General features: G+C 52.5%; 18 protein-coding genes and 3 pseudogenes. 3 read left to right on the top strand and 18 right to left on the bottom strand.

Annotated elements, in window-relative coordinates:
• Positions 1 to 142: 142 nt before the first annotated feature.
• The 3 genes and pseudogenes from ACE99V_RS17185 to ACE99V_RS17175 all read right to left on the bottom strand — a co-directional run.
• Positions 143 to 328: pseudogene (locus tag ACE99V_RS17185) on the bottom strand (response regulator transcription factor); the annotation flags it as partial.
• 95 nt (positions 329 to 423) lie between these two features.
• Positions 424 to 817 (bottom strand): annotated as a pseudogene (locus tag ACE99V_RS17180) (response regulator); the annotation flags it as partial.
• Positions 818 to 847: 30 nt separating this feature from the next.
• Complete coding sequence (locus ACE99V_RS17175; protein WP_400492460.1) at positions 848 to 2,461, bottom strand: GAF domain-containing sensor histidine kinase; 1,614 nt, start codon at positions 2,459 to 2,461, stop codon at positions 848 to 850.
• A gap of 418 nt (positions 2,462 to 2,879) precedes the next feature.
• On the opposite strand from ACE99V_RS17175, the gene ACE99V_RS17170 reads away from it, so the two are divergent.
• From ACE99V_RS17170 to ACE99V_RS17160, 3 genes and pseudogenes are all read left to right on the top strand, one after another.
• The gene (locus tag ACE99V_RS17170) at positions 2,880 to 3,083 is read left to right on the top strand and encodes a cold-shock protein (RefSeq protein WP_400492459.1); all 204 of its coding nucleotides are present in this window, start codon (positions 2,880 to 2,882) and stop codon (positions 3,081 to 3,083) included.
• A 320-nt stretch (positions 3,084 to 3,403) separates the two neighbouring features.
• On the top strand, positions 3,404 to 3,745 hold the full coding sequence (locus ACE99V_RS17165; protein WP_400492458.1) for an alpha/beta hydrolase family protein: 342 nt from the start codon (positions 3,404 to 3,406) through the stop codon (positions 3,743 to 3,745).
• Between the two features lie 344 nt (positions 3,746 to 4,089).
• Positions 4,090 to 4,806: pseudogene (locus ACE99V_RS17160) on the top strand (alpha/beta fold hydrolase); the annotation flags it as partial.
• Positions 4,807 to 5,043: 237 nt separating this feature from the next.
• On the opposite strand, the gene rbsB reads toward ACE99V_RS17160, so the two are convergent.
• The 15 genes from rbsB to ACE99V_RS17085 form a co-directional block, all read right to left on the bottom strand.
• The gene (gene rbsB / locus ACE99V_RS17155) at positions 5,044 to 5,988 is read right to left on the bottom strand and encodes a ribose ABC transporter substrate-binding protein RbsB (protein WP_400492457.1); all 945 of its coding nucleotides are present in this window, start codon (positions 5,986 to 5,988) and stop codon (positions 5,044 to 5,046) included.
• A 25-nt stretch (positions 5,989 to 6,013) separates the two neighbouring features.
• A complete protein-coding gene (locus ACE99V_RS17150; RefSeq protein WP_400492456.1) occupies positions 6,014 to 6,940 on the bottom strand; it encodes an ABC transporter permease in 927 nt (308 codons plus the stop codon).
• On the bottom strand, positions 6,930 to 8,438 hold the full coding sequence (locus ACE99V_RS17145) for a sugar ABC transporter ATP-binding protein (RefSeq protein WP_400492455.1): 1,509 nt from the start codon (positions 8,436 to 8,438) through the stop codon (positions 6,930 to 6,932). Before ACE99V_RS17145 ends, ACE99V_RS17150 begins: the two co-directional genes overlap by 11 nt.
• A gap of 24 nt (positions 8,439 to 8,462) precedes the next feature.
• Complete coding sequence (gene rbsD / locus ACE99V_RS17140) at positions 8,463 to 8,858, bottom strand: D-ribose pyranase (RefSeq protein ID WP_400492454.1); 396 nt, start codon at positions 8,856 to 8,858, stop codon at positions 8,463 to 8,465.
• A 9-nt stretch (positions 8,859 to 8,867) separates the two neighbouring features.
• Entirely contained in the window at positions 8,868 to 9,785 is a 918-nt protein-coding gene (gene rbsK / locus ACE99V_RS17135) for a ribokinase (protein WP_400492453.1), read from the bottom strand.
• Positions 9,782 to 10,786: a LacI family DNA-binding transcriptional regulator gene (locus ACE99V_RS17130; RefSeq protein WP_400492452.1), complete on the bottom strand. Its 1,005-nt coding sequence runs from the start codon at positions 10,784 to 10,786 to the stop codon at positions 9,782 to 9,784. Before ACE99V_RS17130 ends, rbsK begins: the two co-directional genes overlap by 4 nt.
• A gap of 367 nt (positions 10,787 to 11,153) precedes the next feature.
• Positions 11,154 to 12,335: an N-acetylglucosamine-6-phosphate deacetylase gene (nagA, locus tag ACE99V_RS17125; RefSeq protein WP_400492451.1), complete on the bottom strand. Its 1,182-nt coding sequence runs from the start codon at positions 12,333 to 12,335 to the stop codon at positions 11,154 to 11,156.
• Positions 12,336 to 12,518: 183 nt separating this feature from the next.
• The gene (locus ACE99V_RS17120) at positions 12,519 to 13,691 is read right to left on the bottom strand and encodes an ABC transporter substrate-binding protein (RefSeq protein WP_400492450.1); all 1,173 of its coding nucleotides are present in this window, start codon (positions 13,689 to 13,691) and stop codon (positions 12,519 to 12,521) included.
• Between the two features lie 81 nt (positions 13,692 to 13,772).
• The gene (locus ACE99V_RS17115; RefSeq protein ID WP_400492449.1) at positions 13,773 to 14,483 is read right to left on the bottom strand and encodes an ABC transporter ATP-binding protein; all 711 of its coding nucleotides are present in this window, start codon (positions 14,481 to 14,483) and stop codon (positions 13,773 to 13,775) included.
• On the bottom strand, positions 14,449 to 15,243 hold the full coding sequence (locus ACE99V_RS17110) for an ABC transporter ATP-binding protein (protein ID WP_400492447.1): 795 nt from the start codon (positions 15,241 to 15,243) through the stop codon (positions 14,449 to 14,451). The genes ACE99V_RS17115 and ACE99V_RS17110 overlap by 35 nt, the downstream gene beginning before the upstream one ends.
• Positions 15,230 to 16,204 (bottom strand): branched-chain amino acid ABC transporter permease, encoded by a 975-nt coding sequence (locus ACE99V_RS17105; protein WP_400492446.1) that lies wholly within the window; start codon positions 16,202 to 16,204, stop codon positions 15,230 to 15,232. Before ACE99V_RS17105 ends, ACE99V_RS17110 begins: the two co-directional genes overlap by 14 nt.
• 12 nt (positions 16,205 to 16,216) lie before the next feature.
• On the bottom strand, positions 16,217 to 17,092 hold the full coding sequence (locus ACE99V_RS17100) for a branched-chain amino acid ABC transporter permease (RefSeq protein ID WP_400492445.1): 876 nt from the start codon (positions 17,090 to 17,092) through the stop codon (positions 16,217 to 16,219).
• Positions 17,093 to 17,105: 13 nt separating this feature from the next.
• Positions 17,106 to 18,254: an iron-containing alcohol dehydrogenase gene (locus tag ACE99V_RS17095; protein WP_400492444.1), complete on the bottom strand. Its 1,149-nt coding sequence runs from the start codon at positions 18,252 to 18,254 to the stop codon at positions 17,106 to 17,108.
• 13 nt (positions 18,255 to 18,267) lie between these two features.
• Positions 18,268 to 19,683: an aldehyde dehydrogenase family protein gene (locus ACE99V_RS17090; protein WP_400492443.1), complete on the bottom strand. Its 1,416-nt coding sequence runs from the start codon at positions 19,681 to 19,683 to the stop codon at positions 18,268 to 18,270.
• A 100-nt stretch (positions 19,684 to 19,783) separates the two neighbouring features.
• Positions 19,784 to 20,782: a LacI family DNA-binding transcriptional regulator gene (locus tag ACE99V_RS17085; protein ID WP_400492442.1), complete on the bottom strand. Its 999-nt coding sequence runs from the start codon at positions 20,780 to 20,782 to the stop codon at positions 19,784 to 19,786.
• Positions 20,783 to 20,958 lie beyond the last annotated feature (176 nt).

The raw sequence follows: 20,958 nt of genomic DNA, 5'->3' as shown, positions 1-20,958 counted from the left end.
ATAGCTCCCATCTGTTATTGTGTTGTCTTCATTCTATCCGTCTGGCAGTGCCGCAACCTCGGCTGTGAGGCGTATTTTTCATACGCAAAAAGCCCGCCTTTTTTAGCGGGCATGTCTTACGACTTTGGTCTTAGCTGTCCTGCTATTGCAAACCGTGCTTCACGGCGTATAGTGCCGCTTGTGTCCGATCGGCGAGATTCAGTTTTGACAATATGCTGCTCACATGGGTCTTCACCGTTTTTTCTGCGATGTGAAGCACGCTGGCAATTTCCTTGTTGCTCATTCCCTTGGCGATCAGGGCCAGCACCTCTTTCTCCCGCTTGGTCATCTGATCCAGCTGGTAGCCAGATGCGGGAGCAGCCGTCTCCTCTGTCTGCGGCTTGGGAGAGGCGGTTTGGGCTGCCGCCTGAAACATCAGCTTCTGTGTCACATCCGGATGAAGCTGGATGTTTCCACTGTACGCCCCGCGGATTGCTTCGACGATTTGATCCGGCTTCATGTCTTTTAGCAGGTAACCGGCCGCTCCCGCCTGCAGTGCCGGCAGAACGTAGTCCTGATCGGAAAAGCTCGTCAGTACGAGAACCTTGACGGCCGGGTGGTGTTTGACGATGTACGCCGTCGCTTCAATCCCGTCCATGATCGGCATGACCAGATCCATCAGCACTACGTCCGGTTGACACTGCTCTACCATCTCAATCGCTTCTTTGCCGTTCTGCGCTTCCCCCACGATTTCAAAATCTTTCTGGGTACAGAGGAAAAACTGCAATCCCCGCAATACGACGGTATGATCGTCAACAAGCAGGATTTTCATCTTCATCTTCGCTTCCCTCCCTTCTTCACTGGTTCCCTACAGCGGGAACGAGACGGTCAGTCGAGTTCCCTTTCCCGGACGGCTTTCCACAGAGAACAGACCGCCCAGCATCTCCGCTCTCTCCCGCATACTGAGCATGCCGAGCGATTGCGGCTCCACATGATTCTCCAGCTGAAATCCGCAGCCGTCGTCGCGTATCTCCATTCGTACCTGCCACTCCGTCACTTTCAGACGGAGGCTCACTTCGTCTACCCCCGCGTGCTTTCGGACATTGTTTAACGCTTCCTGGCCTATGCGGAGAAGCGTCTCCTCAACTGTGCGCGGAAGGTTGCAGATGCCTTCCAGCTGCACGTGCACCGTAAGCCCCAGTTTGGTTCCATACTGTTCAAGGGCAGTGAGCAGCCCCTGCTCCAGTCCGGCAGGACGCAGCTGCCAGATCAGGGACCGCATCTCTTTCAACGACTCTTCCGTCAGCTTTTGCATCTCCCGCAGCGACTGCACGGCGAGCGGGCTGTTATCCGCCAGCACAGACTCCATGCCGCGAGCCATCAACGTGAGGGAGAACAGGTTCTGGCAGACGGAATCATGCAGATCACGGGCCAGCCGGTTTCGCTCCTCCAGCTTGGTCAGTTCCCTCCGCTGCTGGTACAGGCGGGCGTTCTCCATGATGATGGAGATATGATCTGCCAGAGATTGAAGCAGTTCCAAATCATCTTCATCAAAATCGCTCGCTTTTGGACTGGTGAAAAAAAGCAGACCGGTCACCTGACCGCGCAAGTGGATGGGAACCGCGACACTGGCGCGAAAAGCCGGAAAGCCCAGCGCTTTGAGACCAGGGCAATCAACTGCCACCGCCTTTTCCGGTTTGCCGCTGCGCAAAGCGATTCCCACCGGTCCCGCTTCTTCGACGGGGATGCTTTTCCACTCGCTCATTACCTTGCCCTCGGTGAACAGGGAACGGAGAGACAGATGGGAGCCCTCCGGGATAAAAAACGAAGCGGATGCCCAGTCAAATCGGCTGCCGATGGCTTGAACCGTTTCGCCGGGAATTTTGTGCAGCTCCGTGACGATACCCAATTCCTTGCTGATCTCCCCCAGCTTCAGGTAGTTTTCAGCCCGTTTCTGCTCCGCGTGGTACAGCCGCGTCCGCTTGATTGCCGTTCCGATCTGGTAGCCGACCGACTCCAGCAGAGCCAGTTCCTCTTGGGTGAAATTGGTTTTGCCCGGAGCGGCGACGTTCAGCAGTCCGAACCACTCGCCCCCCGCCTTCAGCGGCACGGTCGCGTGGTGATAAATGCCTTCGGTATCTCCCCACTTGAGCTCCGTTGCGTCTTCAATTCGCTTGCAATTAATAATATTCACAGCATTTTGCAGACGGCGGCTCCAGAACTTGTCGACACACCAGCAGGAATCCTGGCACATCGGTGTCTTGTTCCCCCAGGAGAGCGCAGGCGGAAGATTGGCATCCACGACACAGGTGTATTCCCGCTCCTGCTCGTCCATGAGAAAAATCCAGCCCGTTTTCAGCCCGGTGACCTCCAGCAGCTTTTTCAGCACGGCGTTCAGCATGTGGTGCATATCGTTTGTGACATTAAGGGTCTCTGCGATTTCCTTGAGAGCGACGAGCTCTTCGACGCGTTCGCGAGTCATGAGGCACCCCATTTCCTTTTCAGGTATCGTTGGGATTCATTATAGCATGGATGTTCAAAAAATTTTTATTAGATCTTTAGGCAAGTTGACATTCTCCTGCGATTCATGTATTCTAATCTAAATACCTCTAAACGAAATATGGAAAAGGATATACTGGAATCGTTTTTTTGATTGCCCAATTCACACTGGCGCGGTCATCGGAGCCGCAAGGATGAAAGAGAGGCAGGGCTTTCGTTGTTTTGAGTTTCAAAAATGCGTTACGTACCACAACCCTATACATCGAGGAAGTGAATTCACGTGTTAGAAAGGATTATCACTCTCGAAGGCTGGTATCCTTTCTAATATGTGAATTTTTTATTTACCCATGTAAATAATTGGAGTAGCATATTAATATTTTGTGTAATGGAGGTTTGCCCACATGCAAACAACAGGTACGGTTAAATGGTTTAACTCTGAAAAAGGTTTTGGCTTCATTGAAGTTCAAGGCGGCAGCGATGTGTTCGTTCACTTCAGCGCAATCGCAGGCGACGGCTTCAAGACTCTGGAAGAAGGCCAACGCGTTCAATTCAACATCGTGCAAGGCAACCGTGGTCCGCAAGCTGAAAACGTAGTGAAACTGTAAGGTTTGCATAAGAAAGAACCGCTCGAGATGAGCGGTTTTTTTTTGCTGTCACGGCTGCTATGGATTCTCAGTCAATCAGTGAATATTTTCCAGTAAATCATAAGTTCAGGGGCGATGCTTATGTTTCTTGATTTATGGTGTACCTTATTGATCTCGATGGCACTCCACAGCCATTCTGTCGATCTTCAATGTATTCATACAATTCAACTGCACTCAAATTCGGTAAACAACTTGGTGAACTCGGCGGCTAAAGGAAAGCTGGATGGAATTACGATTGGGATTGGGCAAACATACAAGGAAGTAAAAGAAAAGGTAGGTCCATGGTCTCCTACTACAACTGGCTGGATCTGGAGGACATGCGCGCCTATAATGAACCGGACGCCTTTGAAAAACTCAATGAGTTTGCCCCTCTCACCCAGATTCAGCGGGAGCCGGAAAAAATCGCTCCCATGCTCGTCGTCAAAGCGGCAAAGGATAGCGAGCAAATCAACAATACGATCGACAACTTTGTGAAAACGGCACAGGAAAAAAAGGCGAAAGTGGAGTTTCTTGTGCATCCCGAAGGAGACCATGGGTTCGACTTTGAAAATGATGACGATACCTCGCGGGAGATTATTAAACGCACGGTAGCGTTTTTTGAGCAACATTTGTTGGAAAAGTAATGGTCAGGGGCACACTCGCTCGCTCCGCATTATTTCTCGGTGCAGCCTGGTATTTTCACCGATCGAAGCGATAAACCGCTTCGAGTTCGGGTGAACCGGATATTTGGAAATGTCCGTATTCCACGGATTATCTTTCGGGAACACTTGCAGAGCGGCAGATACAGAATTGGTTGCCTGCGCAGTTTTTTGTACCGGCTTGTCCCCGACGTAAATCGAGCTTGTCGCCCCCTCCCACACTACCGGTTTTCCCAGGGATTCGGACATCAACCGGAGTGGAACCTACGTCGTATCTTTGTAAATGAATCCTTGCAAATTTTGCGGGGGCTGTTTGTTCACTCCGTCAGCCGGCTAACCATAAGTTGTTTGAATATCAGTTTGATCAGCTTCCCAAAATGGGATATCGATGCATTGGAATGGATATCAGAGGATTCGGTAATTCCGATAAGCCTTGGAGAGGCTACAACTACGATCGTTTGGCAGACGATATTCGAGTTGTGGTGGATGCACTTCACTTACAAAATTTCACACTTGTGGGCCACTCCGTGGGGGGAGCGATTTCCATTCGATACATGGCTCGCCACAACGGGTATGGGGTATCGAAACTCGCCCTTATTGCCGCTGCCGCTCCCAGTTTTACCATACGTCCTGATTTTCCTTATGGTTTACCAAAAGAAGCTGTGACCAACATGATTCAAGATACGTATAACGATCGCCCAAAAATGCTGCAGGGATTTGGAGACATTTTTTTCTTCCAGTATGTAACGGGGCCTTTCTCCGATTGGTTCTTCCATTTGGGACTACAGGCAGCAGGTTGGTCCACCGCGGCGCTTGCAGCCTCGCTTCGAGACGAAAGCTTGTTTTCTGATCTTGGAAACATACGCGTTCCCACGTTAATTCTGCATGGCATTCATGACAAAATTTGTCCATTCCCATTGGCTTTAGCACAAAAAGAAGGGATAAAAAACTCGAAACTTGTGCCGTTTGAAAACAGCGGTCACGGATTGTTTTGGGAAGAGCGTGATAAATGCAACAACGAATTGATACAATTTATCGGGGAATAATTGTCGATTCGGGCAGTACAATTTGTACGGTTGTGCCCTCACCAACGATGCTAAATTCCATAGTAATAGCGGCCGATCTTCGGGGTATACCGATCAAGTCGGATGTATGTTCAGCGATAATTTTTACACTTCAACTCCGATTCACGAAATGATTAGCAAAAAAAAGACCTTCTCTTATCTTGATAGAAGAAAAGGTCTTTTCAATTCTATTTACCCACTTTATTTTTCACGAACACGTTATTTCTTTGTTACCAGTTCCAGGTCAACCGGGATGAAGCTCTCCACTTTTTCGCCTTTGGTCACCTTCACCGCAGTTTGCACAGCTGTTTCACCGATCGCTGCCGGTTTTTGTGCGACGGTTGCTGCCATTTTGCCTTCGTTTACCGCTTTGACTGCGTCATCGGTAGCGTCGAAGCCAATGACCAGGATCTTTTTGCCGGATGCTTCAATCGCTTGCAGCGCACCCAGCGCCATTTCATCGTTGTGAGCAAATACGGCCTGAATGTCCGGGTTGCTCTGCAGGATGTTCTCCATCACGCTCAAGCCTTTGGCGCGGTCGAAATCAGCCGGTTGGGAAGCAACCACTTTGACGCCTTCCTTGTTGTCTACCGCATCGTGGAAGCCTTTGCCGCGATCGCGGGCTGCAGATGTACCGGCGATGCCTTGCAGTTCCACGATGTTGCCCTTGCCGCCCAGCTTCTCCAGGATGTATTCACCCGCCATCTGGCCGCCTTTGACGTTGTCGGAAGCGATGTGGGATACCACTTGACCGCCCTCAGCCGCACGGTCGACGGTAATCACCGGGATGTTCGCCTTGTTGGCTGCTTCAACTGCAGTGGCAATCGCTGCGCTGTCGGTTGGGTTGATCAGGATCGCGCTTACTTTTTTCTGGATCAGGTCTTCCACGCCGCTGATCTGCTTGGCAGTGTCATCCTGCGCGTCAACCACGATCAGTTCGACACCTGCTTCCTTCGCTGCCTTTTCCGCTCCTTCCTTCAACGAGACAAAGAACGGGTTGTTCAGTGTGGAAACAGACAAGCCGATGGTTACCTTGCCGTTTGCGCCACCGGAGCCCTCCGGTTGTTCAGGCGCCTTGTTCTCCAGGTTGGAGGAGGTGGAGCAGCCCGCCAGGACACTGAGCATCAGGGTAGCAGCCAAAGCTGATTTGAGAAACTTTTTCATGACAGAATCTCCCTTCGGATTTCTTTTATTTATTGGATTTAGAGCGGTCCAGCAATACTGCGAGAAGGATGACGCCCCCCTTGACTACCTGCTGGTAGAAGGAAGAGACGTTGAGCAGATTGAGACCGTTGTCTAACACACCGATGATCATGGCGCCGATGAGCGTACCGGTGATCCAGCCCCGTCCGCCTGCCAGGCTGGTTCCGCCGAGCACGACCGCGGCGATCGCGTCCAGCTCGTACGCGGTACCTGCAGTCGGCTGCGCCGAGTTCAGCCGGGAGGTGAGAATGATCCCGCTCAGCGCGGCGAACAGGCCGCTGATGGAGTAGACGAGGATTTTCACTTTGGAGGTATTGATCCCGGACAAACGGGTTGCTTCCTCATTGCTGCCCAGCGCGTAGACATGACGTCCAAACGTGGTGTGACGCAGCAGGAAGTACAGCACCGCAAACGAGATCAGCATCCAGATGACAGGCATCGGAATTTCCAGGAAAAATCCCCTTCCCAGCATGGCGAAGTCCTCGTGCAGCCCGGTGATCGGCTTTCCTTCCGTATACACCAGCGTCAGCCCGCGGAACACGGTCATGGTTGCCAGCGTTGCTATGAACGGTGCTACCTTTCCTTTGGAGATCAGCACGCCGTTGGCCGCACCCATTACCGCGCCAGCCAAGAGACCGATCAGAACGGCAAGCGGGGTATCCATGCCGCCCGCCATCATGCCTGCCGTCAGGGCACTGGAGAGGGCCAGAATGGAACCGACGGACAAGTCGATTCCCCCGGTGAGGATGACAAAGGTCATCCCGAAGGCGATCAGCGCGTTGATGGAGATTTGACGCAAGACGTTAAAAATGTTGCTGATCGTGAAAAAGTCTTCGCTGATGATCGATAAGACGATGACAATGAGAGCCAGCCCCAACAGGGGGCCCATTCGTTGCAAGACGTTAAACCGCATGGCTGCTCGCCCCTCCCGTCGCTCTTTGCATAATCAATTCCTGTGTCGCTTCTTCGCGCGAAAATTCTCCCGTGATGCGACCTTCGTGCATGACCAGAATCCGGTCGCTCATGCCCAGCACCTCAGGCAGTTCGGAGGAAATCATCAGAATCGCCACGCCCTCTTGAGCGAGACGGTTCATGATGTCGTATATCTCTTTTTTCGCTCCGATGTCGACACCGCGCGTCGGCTCGTCGAGAATCAAAATTTTTGGTTTGGTCGCCAGCCACTTGCCAATCACCACTTTTTGCTGATTCCCCCCGGAGAGCGAACCGACTACCTGTTCGCCGCCGGCCGTTTTGATCAGCAGCTGCTTGATCAGCCCGTCACTCAGTTCTTGTTCGTCCTTGGGCTTGAGCACACCCATTGACGACACCTTTTCCAGATTGGGGAGGGCAATGTTTTCCCGAACGGTCAGAGAGAGCACCAGCCCCTCCTCTTTCCGGTCTTCCGTCACCAGGGCAATCCCCGCGCGAATCGCGTCAATCGGTTGGGAGATCGACACTTCTTCTCCATCGATGAAAATGCGCCCGGCCTCCAGTCGTTCAACGCCGAACAGCGCTTTGGCCATCTCCGTGCGTCCCGCTCCCATCAGTCCGGCGACACCGACGATCTCCCCGCTGCGCACGGCAAAGGAGAGGTCCGTCAGCTTCCCTTTGACCGAGAGTTTCTCCACCCGCAGGCGTTCCGCTCCCGGCTTCACTTCCACTTTTGGAAAACGGTCGGTTATTTCGCGGCCGACCATCATTTTCACCAGCTCATCCATGTTGGTCCGGGCTGTTTCCACGGTACCGACGTATTGGCCGTCCCGCAGTACCGTAATGCGGTCGCTGATCTGGAAGATTTCCTCCATGCGGTGGGAGATGTAAATCATCCCCACGCCTTTTTGCTTGAGGGAGGCGATTACCTCGAACAAGGCTTCAATCTCCCGGTTGGTCAAAGCGGCAGTCGGTTCATCCAACACGAGGATGTCGGCCTGCATGGAGAGCGCTTTGGCAATTTCAATCATCTGCTGCTGTCCGACAGAGAGCTCGCCTACCAGCGTGTCCGGGTCCAGATCGATTGCGAGCTGCTCGAGCCAGTACTTCGCTTCCGCACGCATCCGCCGCCAGTTCACGAAGCCTGTACGTCCGTATGTGTATTCCCTTCCGAGGAAGATGTTTTCCATTACCGACAAGTGCGGAATCAGATTCAGCTCCTGATGAATGATGGCGATTCCCAGTTTGGCAGCGATCCCGGTCGACATGGCAGGCTGAGGCTCTCCTTTTACCTTGATCGTGCCGTTGTCCCTCGTGTAAATCCCCCCGAGGATTTTCATCAGCGTCGATTTGCCTGCACCGTTTTCGCCCATCAAGGCAAGCACTTCTCCGCGTTTCAAAGTAAGCTGCACATTGTCGAGTACTTTTACGCCGGGAAACGACTTGCTGATTTCATTCATTTCCAACAGTAACTCTGCCATGGTTTCACCTCCGTCCCCTCTGTGTTAAAAAATGACGCCGGCCTCCAGGATCACGTTGGCGTACGGCGTGCACTCACCGGTACGAATGACTGCTTTTGCCTGTCTGGTCATCTGTTTGAACGTTTCGTGACTGACGCTTTTCCGGTCGGCGTCCGGCAGTGCTTCCTGCAGCTGCGCGAGTGTTTCCGGACTCGACTGCTTCAGCTCTTCGGCAAAATAGGCCCGTTCGACTTGCATCTCGAGCAGCACGGCCAAAAGAACCGACATAAAGGAAGGGACTCCGGGGGTAAGGGACAAGTCAATTCGTTTCACCCCGTCCGGGATCGGCAGACCTGCGTCGCAGATGACGATTTGATCGGTGTGCCCCAGTTCGCTGATCACTTTGGAAATTTCACTGTTCAGAATGCCGATTTTTTTCATGATGTCCTCCTATTGTGCACGGAACTCCTGAACCTCTTGCAGGGTAGGCATTCCTGCCTGAGCACCCAGTTTGGTCACTGCCAGAGCGGCTACCTTGCCGGCAAATGCCACTGCCTCGCCGACCTCATGTCCGCTCGCCAGCGCGTAGGCAAAACCTGCGTTGAACGCATCGCCCGCTCCGGTGGTATCCACGACGTTCACCTTGTGGCTCGATACCCTGCCGAGCTTTTGTCCACGCTCCAGGTAAGCCGCTCCGTCCGATCCGAGTGTCGTAATGACGGTCTGGACTCCTTTGTCCAGAAGCCGCTTCATCGCCGCTTCCAGATCGGAGTCCGCTTCTGCCTCCGCCAACAGATACAGTTCCGACTGGTTCGGAATGATCACGTCAACCTGCCGCAGCAGCTCGACCGGCAGTTCGCGGGCGGGAGCCGGATTAAGCACCACCGTCTTGCCGAAACGCTTGGCCGCGGCTGCCGCATGCTGCACCGTTTCGAGCGGAATCTCCAGCTGCAGCAGCACCACATCCGCCTGACGAATCACCTCTTCATGCCGGTCAATGTCCTCGGGGGAGCAGTGACCGTTGGCTCCGGCTACCACGATGATCTGGTTGTCTCGCTGTGAAAGCAGGATGGAAGCAATCCCTGTGGGCACATCTGCCAGTGTTTTCACCGCGCTTGTGTCCACGCCGTCTTTCCTTAGGGCCTGCAGCAGTTCACTGCCAAACGCGTCGTTTCCGACTGCCCCGATCATATGCGTTTGTGCGCCCAGCCGCGCAGATGCGACCGCCTGATTGGCGCCTTTTCCACCGGGGATGAAGTGAACGTGGCGGCCCATCACCGTTTCCCCCATCTGCGGCGGTCTCTCCGCCTCCACGACGATGTCCATATTAAGGCTGCCGATTACGACAACGCGGGGAGTTCTGTTCATGTTGCCTGTCTCCTTCTGGTAGATTCTCTTTCCACGATCGTCACGTCAAGTTCATGGAGCTGTATTTCTTCCAGCCCCGTTTCAATCTTTTCTATCAGCACCTTGGCCGCCAGCGATCCCATCTCGTAGATCGGTTGGGCTACCGTTGACAGCTCCGGTTCGGTTATCTCCGTCAAGCTGATGCCGTCGAAGCCGATCAGCGCCACGTCGTGCGGAACGCGAACACCCAACTGGTGCAGTCCCTTGAGCGCCCCAATGGCCATCAGATCGTTGCCGGCAAAAATGCCGTCCACATCAGGGTGTTTCGCCAGCAGCTCCTTCACCGCATTCAGTCCTCCGTCCACGCGGAAGTACCCGGGGACCATCAGGCTGGGAGAGAACCATGGAAAATGCATAACCGACTCTTCATAGCCAGCCAACCGTTCTTTTGCCGTGACGAACTCTTGCGGCCCATAAATGTGTGCGATCTTTTTGCAACCGGCGTCAAGCAGATGCTGCACAGCCAGCTTCGCCCCTTCGTAGTTTCGCGAGCGGATCACGCTGCACAGCTGACGGTTGGGAGCACGGTCGATCACCACCAGCGGGATCTTGTTCCGCTGCATTTTCTGGACATCTTCCTCGCCAAGTGTGTTGGAGGCGAAAATGATGCCGTCAATGTATTTTTTCTTCAATACTTCGATGTACGATTGTTCCTTGTGCCCTTGATCGTCGGAGTTGCACAGGATCACGGTATAGCCGTGTCGGTGTGCCACATCTTCAACGGCTCTGGCAATCTCGGGAAAGAACGGGTTGGCAATATCGGGCAGAATCAGTGCAATCGTGCCTGTCCGCTTGCCTGCCAATCCCCTTGCCACTGCGTTTGGCTGGTAGCCAAGCTGTTCGATGGCCCTCGTTACCTTTTGTTCCGTCTCTTTGTTGACGTAGCCGTTCTTGTTCAGCACCCGCGATACAGTAGCTACGGATACGCCCGCCAGTTTTGCAACGTCGCGGATGGTTGACATGTTTCATTCACCGCCAAATCATGTGTAACCGGTTACATATATTGTAAAAAAAATCATGGATCATGAACTGAAATCATGTGTAACCGGTTACATATATGCTTTTCTCACTATACTCCTGGACAAAAACTGCTGTCAAGAGAAAATAAAAAACCTATAATCCCTAAGTGGGATTATAGGCTGTCATACAGGAATCAAATGATGGTTTCTCTTTCTACAAATGAAAAATATATGGCTTAACCAGCCTTTGGCTACTAGGAAACACATCTGCAATTCCATTATCTTCTATCAGTTTGGACATTTTTGTAAAATTTATACCTTTTTACCAAATAAGTTGTTGTCACGGATCGATCCGAGTTCTTCTTCGCTCTCAGTTGCTTCCTTCCTTTCGCTCGTAAGCCAATCGGCCGTTTACATAGCAGGCAGCTACTTCAAAGCTCTCCGCCAATATCGTGATATCGGCGTCATACCCTGCTGCCAGCCGCCCTTTCCGATCGGACAGACCGAGGATCTTTGCTGGTGTTTGCGAGGCCATCGCAACCGCATCCGGAAGCGTAACTCCACACAGGACCACCATGTTGCGGACGGCGCGGTTGAGTGTAAGAATACTGCCTGCCAGCGTTCCGTCCGCGAGAGCAGCCCGTCCCCCGTCAACATGCACCGGCTGTCCTCCCAGCTCGTACACGCCTTGTTCCAATCCGGTTGCCCGCATCGAGTCACTGACCAGCGCCAACCGGCTTGCCTTCTTGACCCGATAGAGAATGCTCATCACCGCAGGATGGACGTGTTCACCGTCAGCGATAAGCTCCGTGCTCAGCCTTTCGAAGTACATCGCCGCTCCCGCCACGCCCGGTTCCCGGTGATGCATGCCGGTCATGGCGTTAAAACAATGGGTGAAATGTTCCACGCCGCAGTCAACCGCCTGCTTTGCCTGGGCAAAGGTGGCGCCGGTATGCCCCGCAGACACGATCACTCCCTGCTCCTTGAAAAAACGGATGGTTTCCAGTGCTCCTGGCTGCTCTGGGGCGATGGTGACGACTTTTATAAGACCGTCTGACAGCTCGTACAATCGCTTGGCCTGCTCCAGCTCAGGTGAGACGATGTGCTCTTCGTTCTGCGCCCCTTTGTATCGGGGATTGATCCACGGCCCCTCCAGATGAATGCCCGCGATGGAAGCTCCTTTTGTTCCCAGGCGGCTGACAGCGGAGACGTTCTCCACCACCTCAGCCAGTCGGTCGAGCGGCGCGGTCATCGTCGTCGCCAAAAAGGAGGTCACGCCGAAGCGGACAAGAGCGCCAGAGATCGCCTGCAGCGACTCCTCCGTTCCGTCCATCGTATCATGGCCGCCGATGCCGTGCATGTGCATGTCAATAAAGCCGGGGCAAATCCAACCGTTCTGCACGGACGTCACCTGATCAGGCAGCACACCCGCGTATTCCTGCTCGGCTCCCGCAAAGACGATGGCGGTTCCCTCTACGACAACGAGGCCGTTCTCCACCACGGCTGAACCAGGGACAACCATTGGCCCCCGCAAAGCAAACGCTTGCCTCAACTCTCTGACCTCCCCTGTCGTTTCGGTGCTTGTGTCAACAGTCCGACCGTATCTCTGAACTGTTTTTTCCATATGGCTGGTAGCAAAAACATAAGAAATATCCAAGGTCTTGTCAACACGTGAAAAACTACCCCAGCCCGGAGAATCCCGCGGGACAGAGTAGTCTTTTTGGTTTTCCTTATTTTACTGTATCGGCAAATAGGTACCGTTTTTCACCTGTACAATGATCGGATTTTTATTTGCGTCGCGGTCTTCCGGTGTCGCCTCCGGTCCAAACGATTGAACGGCACAGATTCCCTTGAAATCTTTCAGTTGGGTCAACGCCTCTTTAATGGCTTCGCGATCCTTGGCCAGCGAGTCGTTCGTCAACCCGAGCTGTGCTTTCTGCAGTGCGGCGATTAACATTTTGGCTGCGTCATACGACTGCGCCGCATGAGTGTCAGGCAGCTCGTTAAACTTCTTTTTCCATGCTTCCACAAAGGCTTTTGCTTCCGGGCGGGGATCCGTATTCACAAATGCGGCAGTCAAATAGGTATTTTCCGCACCTGATTTGGCAATCTCGATGTAGTTCGGCATGGCCAAACCCGAGCCGCCGATGATTGGCTGCGTTAACCCCAATTCGCGTGCCTGTGCTGCTGCCGCACCGGCTTCTACCGCCGTTCCCAGAATGGCAATGGCGTCCGGATTTTGTTCTTTGATTTTCAACAATTGAGACTTCATGTCTTTGTCACCGGGCTTGTACTGTTCTTTATTGGTCTCTGTAACGACATCCTTCAAATAGTTCGAAAGATCTGTATAAAGGCCGGTGCCGTATGCGTTTGAGTCATGCAGATACGCAACCTTTTTCCACCCCTGTCCTTTGACGAACTCGGCAAGGGCTTTCATTTGCCAACGGTCCGCGATCGCTCCGGCGCGGAAGTAGTACGGGTGGTTGTCCGTCAACTTGGAAGCAGCGGGAATTCCGCCGATCTGCGCTACCTTCTGTTTTTCGGTTTCTTGCTGCGTGGAACTTGCCGGGGTAGACGCAGCGGGGCCAAAGACGACGTGTACGTTCTCTTCCGAGATTAAACGCTTCACGTTGGCGAGTGAGACTTCCGCTTTCGAATCGTCATTGGTGGAAATGACGACTACTTTCGTGCCGTTTATGTTGTTGCCCACTTCCTCCAATGCCAGTTCCAGCCCCTTTTTATTCATCGCGCCAAGCAGGGCGGACGGCCCCGATTCAGAAGTGAGAACTCCGATTCTGATTTCTTTGGCTCCGGTTCCGGCGGACTGACCGCTTTGTCCTGCGGAGCAACCGAGCAAAGTCCCCACCAGCAACAGTGAAGCCAACCAGAATCCCTTTTTCTTTTTCATTTCCTTGCCTCCTCGTTTTACGAAATGGATGAAAGATACCTTTTGAAAAAGCGCGAAAGCATGGCCCCGCGCGTTTTTCCATCAGTGGCCTCCCCCCAGGTAGGCGGCTTGGACTCGCGGATCGCCAAGCATTTCTTCGCCGGTGCCGTGGAAGGATATTTTTCCCGTCTCCAGTATGTAGGCGTAATGGGCCAACCGAAGTGCCGCTCTGGCATTCTGCTCGACGAGAACGACCGTCTTGCCCAATTGGTTGATGGAGCGGATGATGTGAAAAATCTCTTCAACGATGAGCGGAGCCAATCCCAATGACGGCTCATCCAGGAGGAGCAGACGAGGATTGGCCATCAATGCTCGACCGATGGCGACCATTTGCTGTTCCCCTCCTGACAGGGTCCCTGCCGGTTGCTTGATTCTCTCCTTTAGACGGGGAAAATAGCTGAATACCTCTTCCAGATCATCCTGGATCTTTGCTTTATCCCGTCGGTTGTAGCTGCCGAGCAGCAAGTTATCGAGGACCGAAAAGTGAGGCACCACCTTTCGCCCTTCCGGAGATTGGATGATTCCCCGTTGAACGACTTTGTGCGGCGGCAGAGAATCAATCCGCTCTTGCAAAAACTCGATTGAACCCGATTGAATCGGAACAATCTTCGAAATGGCGTTTAAGAGCGTTGACTTCCCGGCCCCGTTCGCCCCTACCAGTGTGACAATTTGACCTTCTTTCACCTCAAGGGAGACATCCTTTAGCGCTTGCAGCTGGTCATACGCTACGACTAAGTTTCGAATCTTCAACATCTGCCTCACCTCCGAGATACGCCTTGATCACAGCCGGGTCCCGCTGAATTTCACCGGGTTTTCCTTCCGCGATCTTGCGTCCTGAATCCAGCACGGTAATGCGATCTGACAAAGACATGACAAACCGCATGTCATGCTCGACCAGGACAATGGTCAGTCCTTTGTCTCGCAGAGCGAAAATCCGCTGCTTCAGTTCCTCAGATTCCGAGTCGTTCATTCCAGCTGTCGGTTCATCGAGAATGAGCAGTTGAGGCTGTGAAGCAATCGCTCTCGCTATTTCAAGCAGCCGCTGTTTGCCGTATGGAAGCGACCCGGCCAAATCTTCGGCGTGCTGCAGAATTCCCAGTTGTTCCAGCGAATGAAGAGCTGCCTCGCGAACTTGCCCCTCCCGCCTGCGAAAGGTGGGAGTGCGAAAAAGAATGTGAAAAAGGGGCATGGCAGCCTGTCGATTCATCGCGATTAACACGTTTTCCAACACCGTCAAATCTTTGAACAGACGGATGTTTTGAAACGTTCTGGCAATTCCCTTGGCATGAATGTGATGGGGGGCGAGTCCGGTCACGTCCTCTCCTTGCAGGAGGATCTTTCCAAAGGTTGGACGATACACGCCCGTAACTACGTTAAAAAACGTTGTTTTACCTGAGCCGTTCGGGCCAATGATCGCTCTGATTTCTCCTCGGGCGATTGATACGTCTACCTGCGAAAGCGCTTGCAATCCACCGAATTGCATCGTAACCCCTTCGACATTAAGCACTGACATGATGCGACGCTCCCTCCCTGTTTTTGATCCTCTGGCGCAGCGCGATCAATCCCCCGATAATTCCCTTGGGCATGAACATAGCCAGAACAACGATCAGGAATCCGTAGAGAACCATTTGATTTTCCTGCATAAAGGCAAATTTTTGGAATTGATCCATGGATAGATGGAGAAGGACCGCCCCGACGATTCCTCCGATCAAGAAGCCACGGCCTCCCAGAACGACCATGACAAGCAGTTCCACCGACAGATGAAACGAGAATGATTCCGGTGAAATAAACGCTGTTTTATGCGCCCACAAAGAACCGGCAAACCCCGCCAGCATGGCAGAATACACAAATGCGATCAGCTTGGCGTGTGCGGTATGAATCCCCAAGATGCCCGCCGCAGTCGTGTCCCCTCTAACCGCCTTCCACGTTCTTCCCACAGGGGAATCAAGCAGATGATGAGTGGTGATCAGGACGAACGCAGCAAATGGCAACAGAAAGTAGAGAAATTGCTGGGAATTGTCCAGAGAAAACCCGAAAATCTCGGCAGAACTTACCGTCATTCCCATCGCCCCCTGCGTCAGGTCAGTCGACTGGTTAAAAAACGTCTCGACCACCACCCCAAACGCAATCGTAGACAGCGCAAGGTATGGTCCTTTCAGTTTGAGGGAAGGAAACCCGATAATCAGCCCGAATAGTCCTGCTATCAGCCCGGAACATACCAGCGCCAGTAAAAAAGGAATTCCGTTCGCCGTTAACAGCGCGGAGGCGTAGGCGCCGATCCCGACCAAAGCCCCATGGCCCAGTGAAGTCTGACCCGCGTACCCAACCGTTATATTGAGAGCGGTTACAGCAATCGCGTAAATGACGCACATTCCGATCAAATTGTAGAAATACTCATTTCCAGGCAAAAATGCGAGAAGAATCAACAAAGGGGAATAGTATACCCAATGCGTCCGCTTCCATGCGTGCTTCATTCCTGCACCCCCTTATACCTTTTCTTGCTTGACGGTGCCAAACAATCCCGTCGGTTTCATCAGCAATACGCCGATCATGACGATGGCAGCAATCGCATCCTTATAGCCGGAGTCGACGTATCCAGCACCGATGTTCTCAGCCACTCCGAGGAACAACCCGCCCACAATTGCACCAGGAATCGATCCCATTCCGCCGATCACAGCGGCGCAAAACGCTTTCAGTCCCAGGACCGCGCCTACGTTATACTGGACAAAAATCGTCGGCGATAACAACCACCCGGCTGCAGCAGCCAGCCCGCATGCAATGGCAAACGTGAGAGACACCGTCCAACCTACCGGTACTCCCATAAGGGCAGCGATCTCTTTCGAATACGCAGTGGTACGCATTCCCAAGCCGATCTTGGTTTTCTCAAACAGGTACCAAAACAGCGCCATCACGACAAGGGAGATTCCAACGATCCACAGATGCATCGGTTGAATGGATACACCTGCGAGTTGCAGCGTTTCTCCGGGGAAAGCCTCTTCTTTTGCGATGGAGCGCGGCTCCGAACCCCAGATGCGCAGGGCCAGGTTCGTAAGCAAGGTGGACATGCCGATGGTGCAGATGACCAATACCTCAGGGTCTTTCTTCGCGAGAATCCGGCGGTAAACCAACCGCTCCAGCACCACGCCTAAACCACCGGTCAAAACGACGGTGAGGAGCAGAGCCGCTAAAAAGGGAACGCCTATCGAGTAAAACAGATAGCCGATGAAACCGCCAATCATGAGGATTTCCCCTTGGGCAAAGTGGACGAGATCAAGTGATGCGAAGATGATTGTAAAGCCAAGGGCTACCAGTGAATAGATGATTCCTGCGGTTAGCCCGTTGATGATTTGCTCAACCAGCATAGTGAACCTCCTTTTACCACGCTTCCTTGTAAATCTGGTAAATATCATCTGGTGACAACTTGCGAGGGTTGTTTTGCAAAAGTCGCTGCTCCTTGCTTGCCGCCTCTGCCATCCCTTTCAGGTCTTCCTCCTTCACCCCCACCTCTCTCAATCTCTGAGGGATACCCAGTTCGCGCGAGAGGACCACAATCTCTTCGATTACCTCGTCAGCTAGTGCTCTCGCGGTCTTTCCTGTGGTTGGAAGCCCAATCGTTTGGGCAACGTTTACGAATCTCTCCAGGCAAGCGACTTTGTTCCATTTCATGACGTAAGGAAGAAGCAGCGAGTTGGCCACACCATGGCTTACGTGAAAGCGTGCTCCAAGCGGATAAGCCAGCGCGTGAACCGCACCGACTCCGGCATTTGCAAAGCCTACTCCGGCCACCATGGCGGCGTACAGCATCTGGGAGCGCGCTTCCAGGTCGTCGCCGTTGCAATACGCTCGCCTGATGTTTTTCCAGATGACCGACATCGCTTCCAGACAAAAAGCATCTGTGAGCTGTGAACGATTGGGTCCCATCGAAAGGTACCCTTCCAACGCGTGAACGAATGCATCCAACCCGGTTGCCGCTGTAACCGCTTTCGGCATGCTCGTTGTCAAGGCAGCGTCCAGGATGGCCGTTTTGGGAATCAGGTAGGGGGAGACAATGCCTTTTTTTACTGCTTCCTCTTCCAGTGTCAAGATCGAGATCGGTGTAACTTCCGATCCTGTTCCGGCTGTTGTAGGCACTGCAATCAGCGGCATCCCCTCCTTCGGTATGAGATTGACGCCAAAGTAATCCCGCACGGAGCCCTCGTTTGTCATCATCACGGAAACAAGCTTGGCAACATCAATCGTGCTGCCCCCTCCGACAGCCAAAATGACGTCGTATTCGCCTTGTTTCGCAAAGGCGAGCGTTTCTTCAAATGACGAGATGGGCGGTTCCGGAATGATGTGGGAGTACAACGTGTACGGAAGTTGCAGTTGTTCCGTGACTTGACTGATGATCCCGTTGTCCACAAGGATCACGTCACAAAGCAGCAACACGTTGGTGCCGCCAAGTCTTGTAATCTCTTCCTGCAGCCTGCTTACGCTGCCTACTCCCGTAATCACGCGGGAGGGAATCTGGAGCGTGGTAATCATGACAATCCCCCTTTTACAATGTCACAACGATCAGCTTGGTTTCCGACATTTCCTGCATGGCGTATTTCACACCTTCCCGCCCCACCCCGGAATCTTTCACCCCGCCGTAGGGCATGTGGTCAAGCCGGAACGTAGGGATTTCATTAATGAGGACCTGGCCCACATGCAATTGGCGGGCGGCTTGAAAGGCAGTCGTCAAATCCTGCGTGAATATTCCCGCATTGAGCCCGTAACGGGATCGATTCGTTTTTTGAACGGCTTCCTCCATGGATTCAACCCGGTCGATCACGACAACCGGCCCGAATACTTCCTGGCAGACGAGTTTGCTCTGTGGGTCTGCATTCAGAACAAGCGTCGGAGAAATGACGTTTCCGTCGGTCCGACCGCCGTAGACGGTTGCGCCAAGTTGACGGGCTTCCTCGATCCATGCCAGGATTCTCTGACGGGACCGTTCATTGATAACCGCCGAGATATCCGTCGATTCATCAAGCGGATCCCCTATCTTCAGCTGATCCATCTTTTCACGGAAAGCCGTTACGAATGAATCGTAGATGCCCTCATGCACATAAATCCGCTGAGTATGGATACAAACCTGCCCGGCGTAGGCAAAAGCTCCCTCGACAGCACGTTCGACACAGCGTGCCAGATCACAATGCCGGTCAACGATCAGTGCCGAGTTCGAACCGAGTTCCAACGTAATCTTTTTGAGGCCCGATTGGCTTCGAATCAGCTTTCCTACCTCCGGACTGCCGGTAAATGACACTTTTTTTATCCGATCATCCTGCGTGACAACAGGTCCCAGCACAGGTCCATCACCAGACACGACATTCAATGCTCCATCCGGCAAGCCGGCCTGCTGGAAAATGCTTGCCAGCAGATAAGAGGATAACGGCGTTTGTTCCGCTGGTTTTAAGACCACGGTATTTCCGACAGCAATTGCCGGCCCTACCTTGTGAACAACCAAATTCAAGGGAAAATTGAAAGGAGTGATGGCAGCTACGACACCGATCGGTTCAAAAACGGTAAATCCCAGTCTGTTCTCTCCTCCGCGCGCCGCATCCATCGGGATCGACTCTCCATACATCGATTTCGCGCCTTCCGCTGAAAAACGAAGGGTTTGAACAGAGCGGCTTACCTCTGTTCTCGCAGCTCTAATCGGTTTTCCCGCCTCTATGGCGATGACACGCGCGACTTCTTCCGCCCGTTCTTCCAAAATCTGCGCAGCCCGGTACAAGATATCCGCCCGTTTATGTGCTGGGATCGCTTTCATTGTTTGGAATGCATGATCAGCAGCCTCAATGGCCGCCAGCATTTCCTCCCGGCTTGCCCGGGCGACTGTATCGATCAGGCTTCCATCGAACGGGTTATAAAGTTCGTAGTAATCGTTCGCTTGAACATCGATACCATTGATGAATAAATGTCTTGCCATTCTTCTTCCACCTTTTCTTTTAAATGTATACGTATTCATGAAGGGCGAAAAATAAAAAATGTATACGTATTCATTAATGACTAAGAGAAACTGCACCCCGTTACCGCAGGTGTGCTGTCGTTTCCCGAACCACCAGTTCTGGCCGTAATACGATTTGTTTTTGGCTTGTCGAATCTGAACCGTTTTCAATTAAATCGATGAGGTTTTCGATGGCCAACACTCCCATTTGCGATTTGTAATGTCCAACCGTAGTCAAACGGATTGCATGATGGGCTGCCATATCAATGTCGTCAATTCCGCACAAGCTTACATCTTCCGGAATTCGCAGTCCCAAAGCCATCAGCACGTCCATGCATCGAAGTGCCATTGCATCGTTGCCGCAGATGATCGCAGTGGGCGGACTGGATATATGCATCAATTGCAGCGTTGCCTTCTCCACTTCCTCGGGGGTCGCGTTCGTAATCGGCACCAATGAGGGGTCAACTGCCAGTTTGTGCTTTCTCATGGCATCTTCATAGCCTTTTTTACGTTCAAAGAAAGTCGATACATCAATGTGACCGGAGATAAATGCGATTCGACGATGCCCCAGTTGAATGACATGCTCGGTAATCATTTCCCCTGCCAAGCGGTTGTCGATCACTACGAAGTTCCCACCGCTTCTGGGACGCCGGTTGTACATCATGTACGGGATGCCCGAATCTTCCAGGCTTTGAAACATGGGGTCGTCCAAGAGTATGGAGGAGAGAATGATTCCGTCCGGCTTGTAACTGATTATGGATTCAAACAGGCTTACATTGTCCCCCATGCTCTCAAAGTAAACCATCACGTTGAATCCTTTTTGTGCTGCTAAACGCACGATTTTATCAGTCGTCTCCGCGAAAAACGAGTTCTCCAATGTACCGGAAATCAACGCGATGTTACGGGTTTGGTTCATCACCAAACTTCGCGCAATCAAATTTGGCCGATACTGGAGCTGGGCCATCGCGTTAAGGACTTTTTCCTTGGTACTTTTTTTAATGCCAGGATAATCGTTTAACACCCTTGAAACAGTTGCTTGAGAAACGCCGGCTAATTTTGCAACATCTTTTGATGTTACCATCGTATGATAAAGCCACCTTTTATGTATACGTATTCATTTATCCGCTTACATGAAATATATCATTCGATCGGATATGCGTCAACTATAAATGACTGAAAGTGTCAATAGTCTGTGAAAATGTCACCTTATCTGTTCAGTGAAAATGTCACTTGAATATCAAATAAAGTGCCCCAGTG

Origin of the sequence: Brevibacillus soli (genome assembly GCF_044759095.2) — a bacterium.
Classification (GTDB): Bacteria; Bacillota; Bacilli; order Brevibacillales; family Brevibacillaceae; genus JBIYSM02.
The sequence above is the reverse complement of the archived record's forward strand: the minus strand, read 5'-3'. Positions and strand labels throughout refer to the sequence as shown.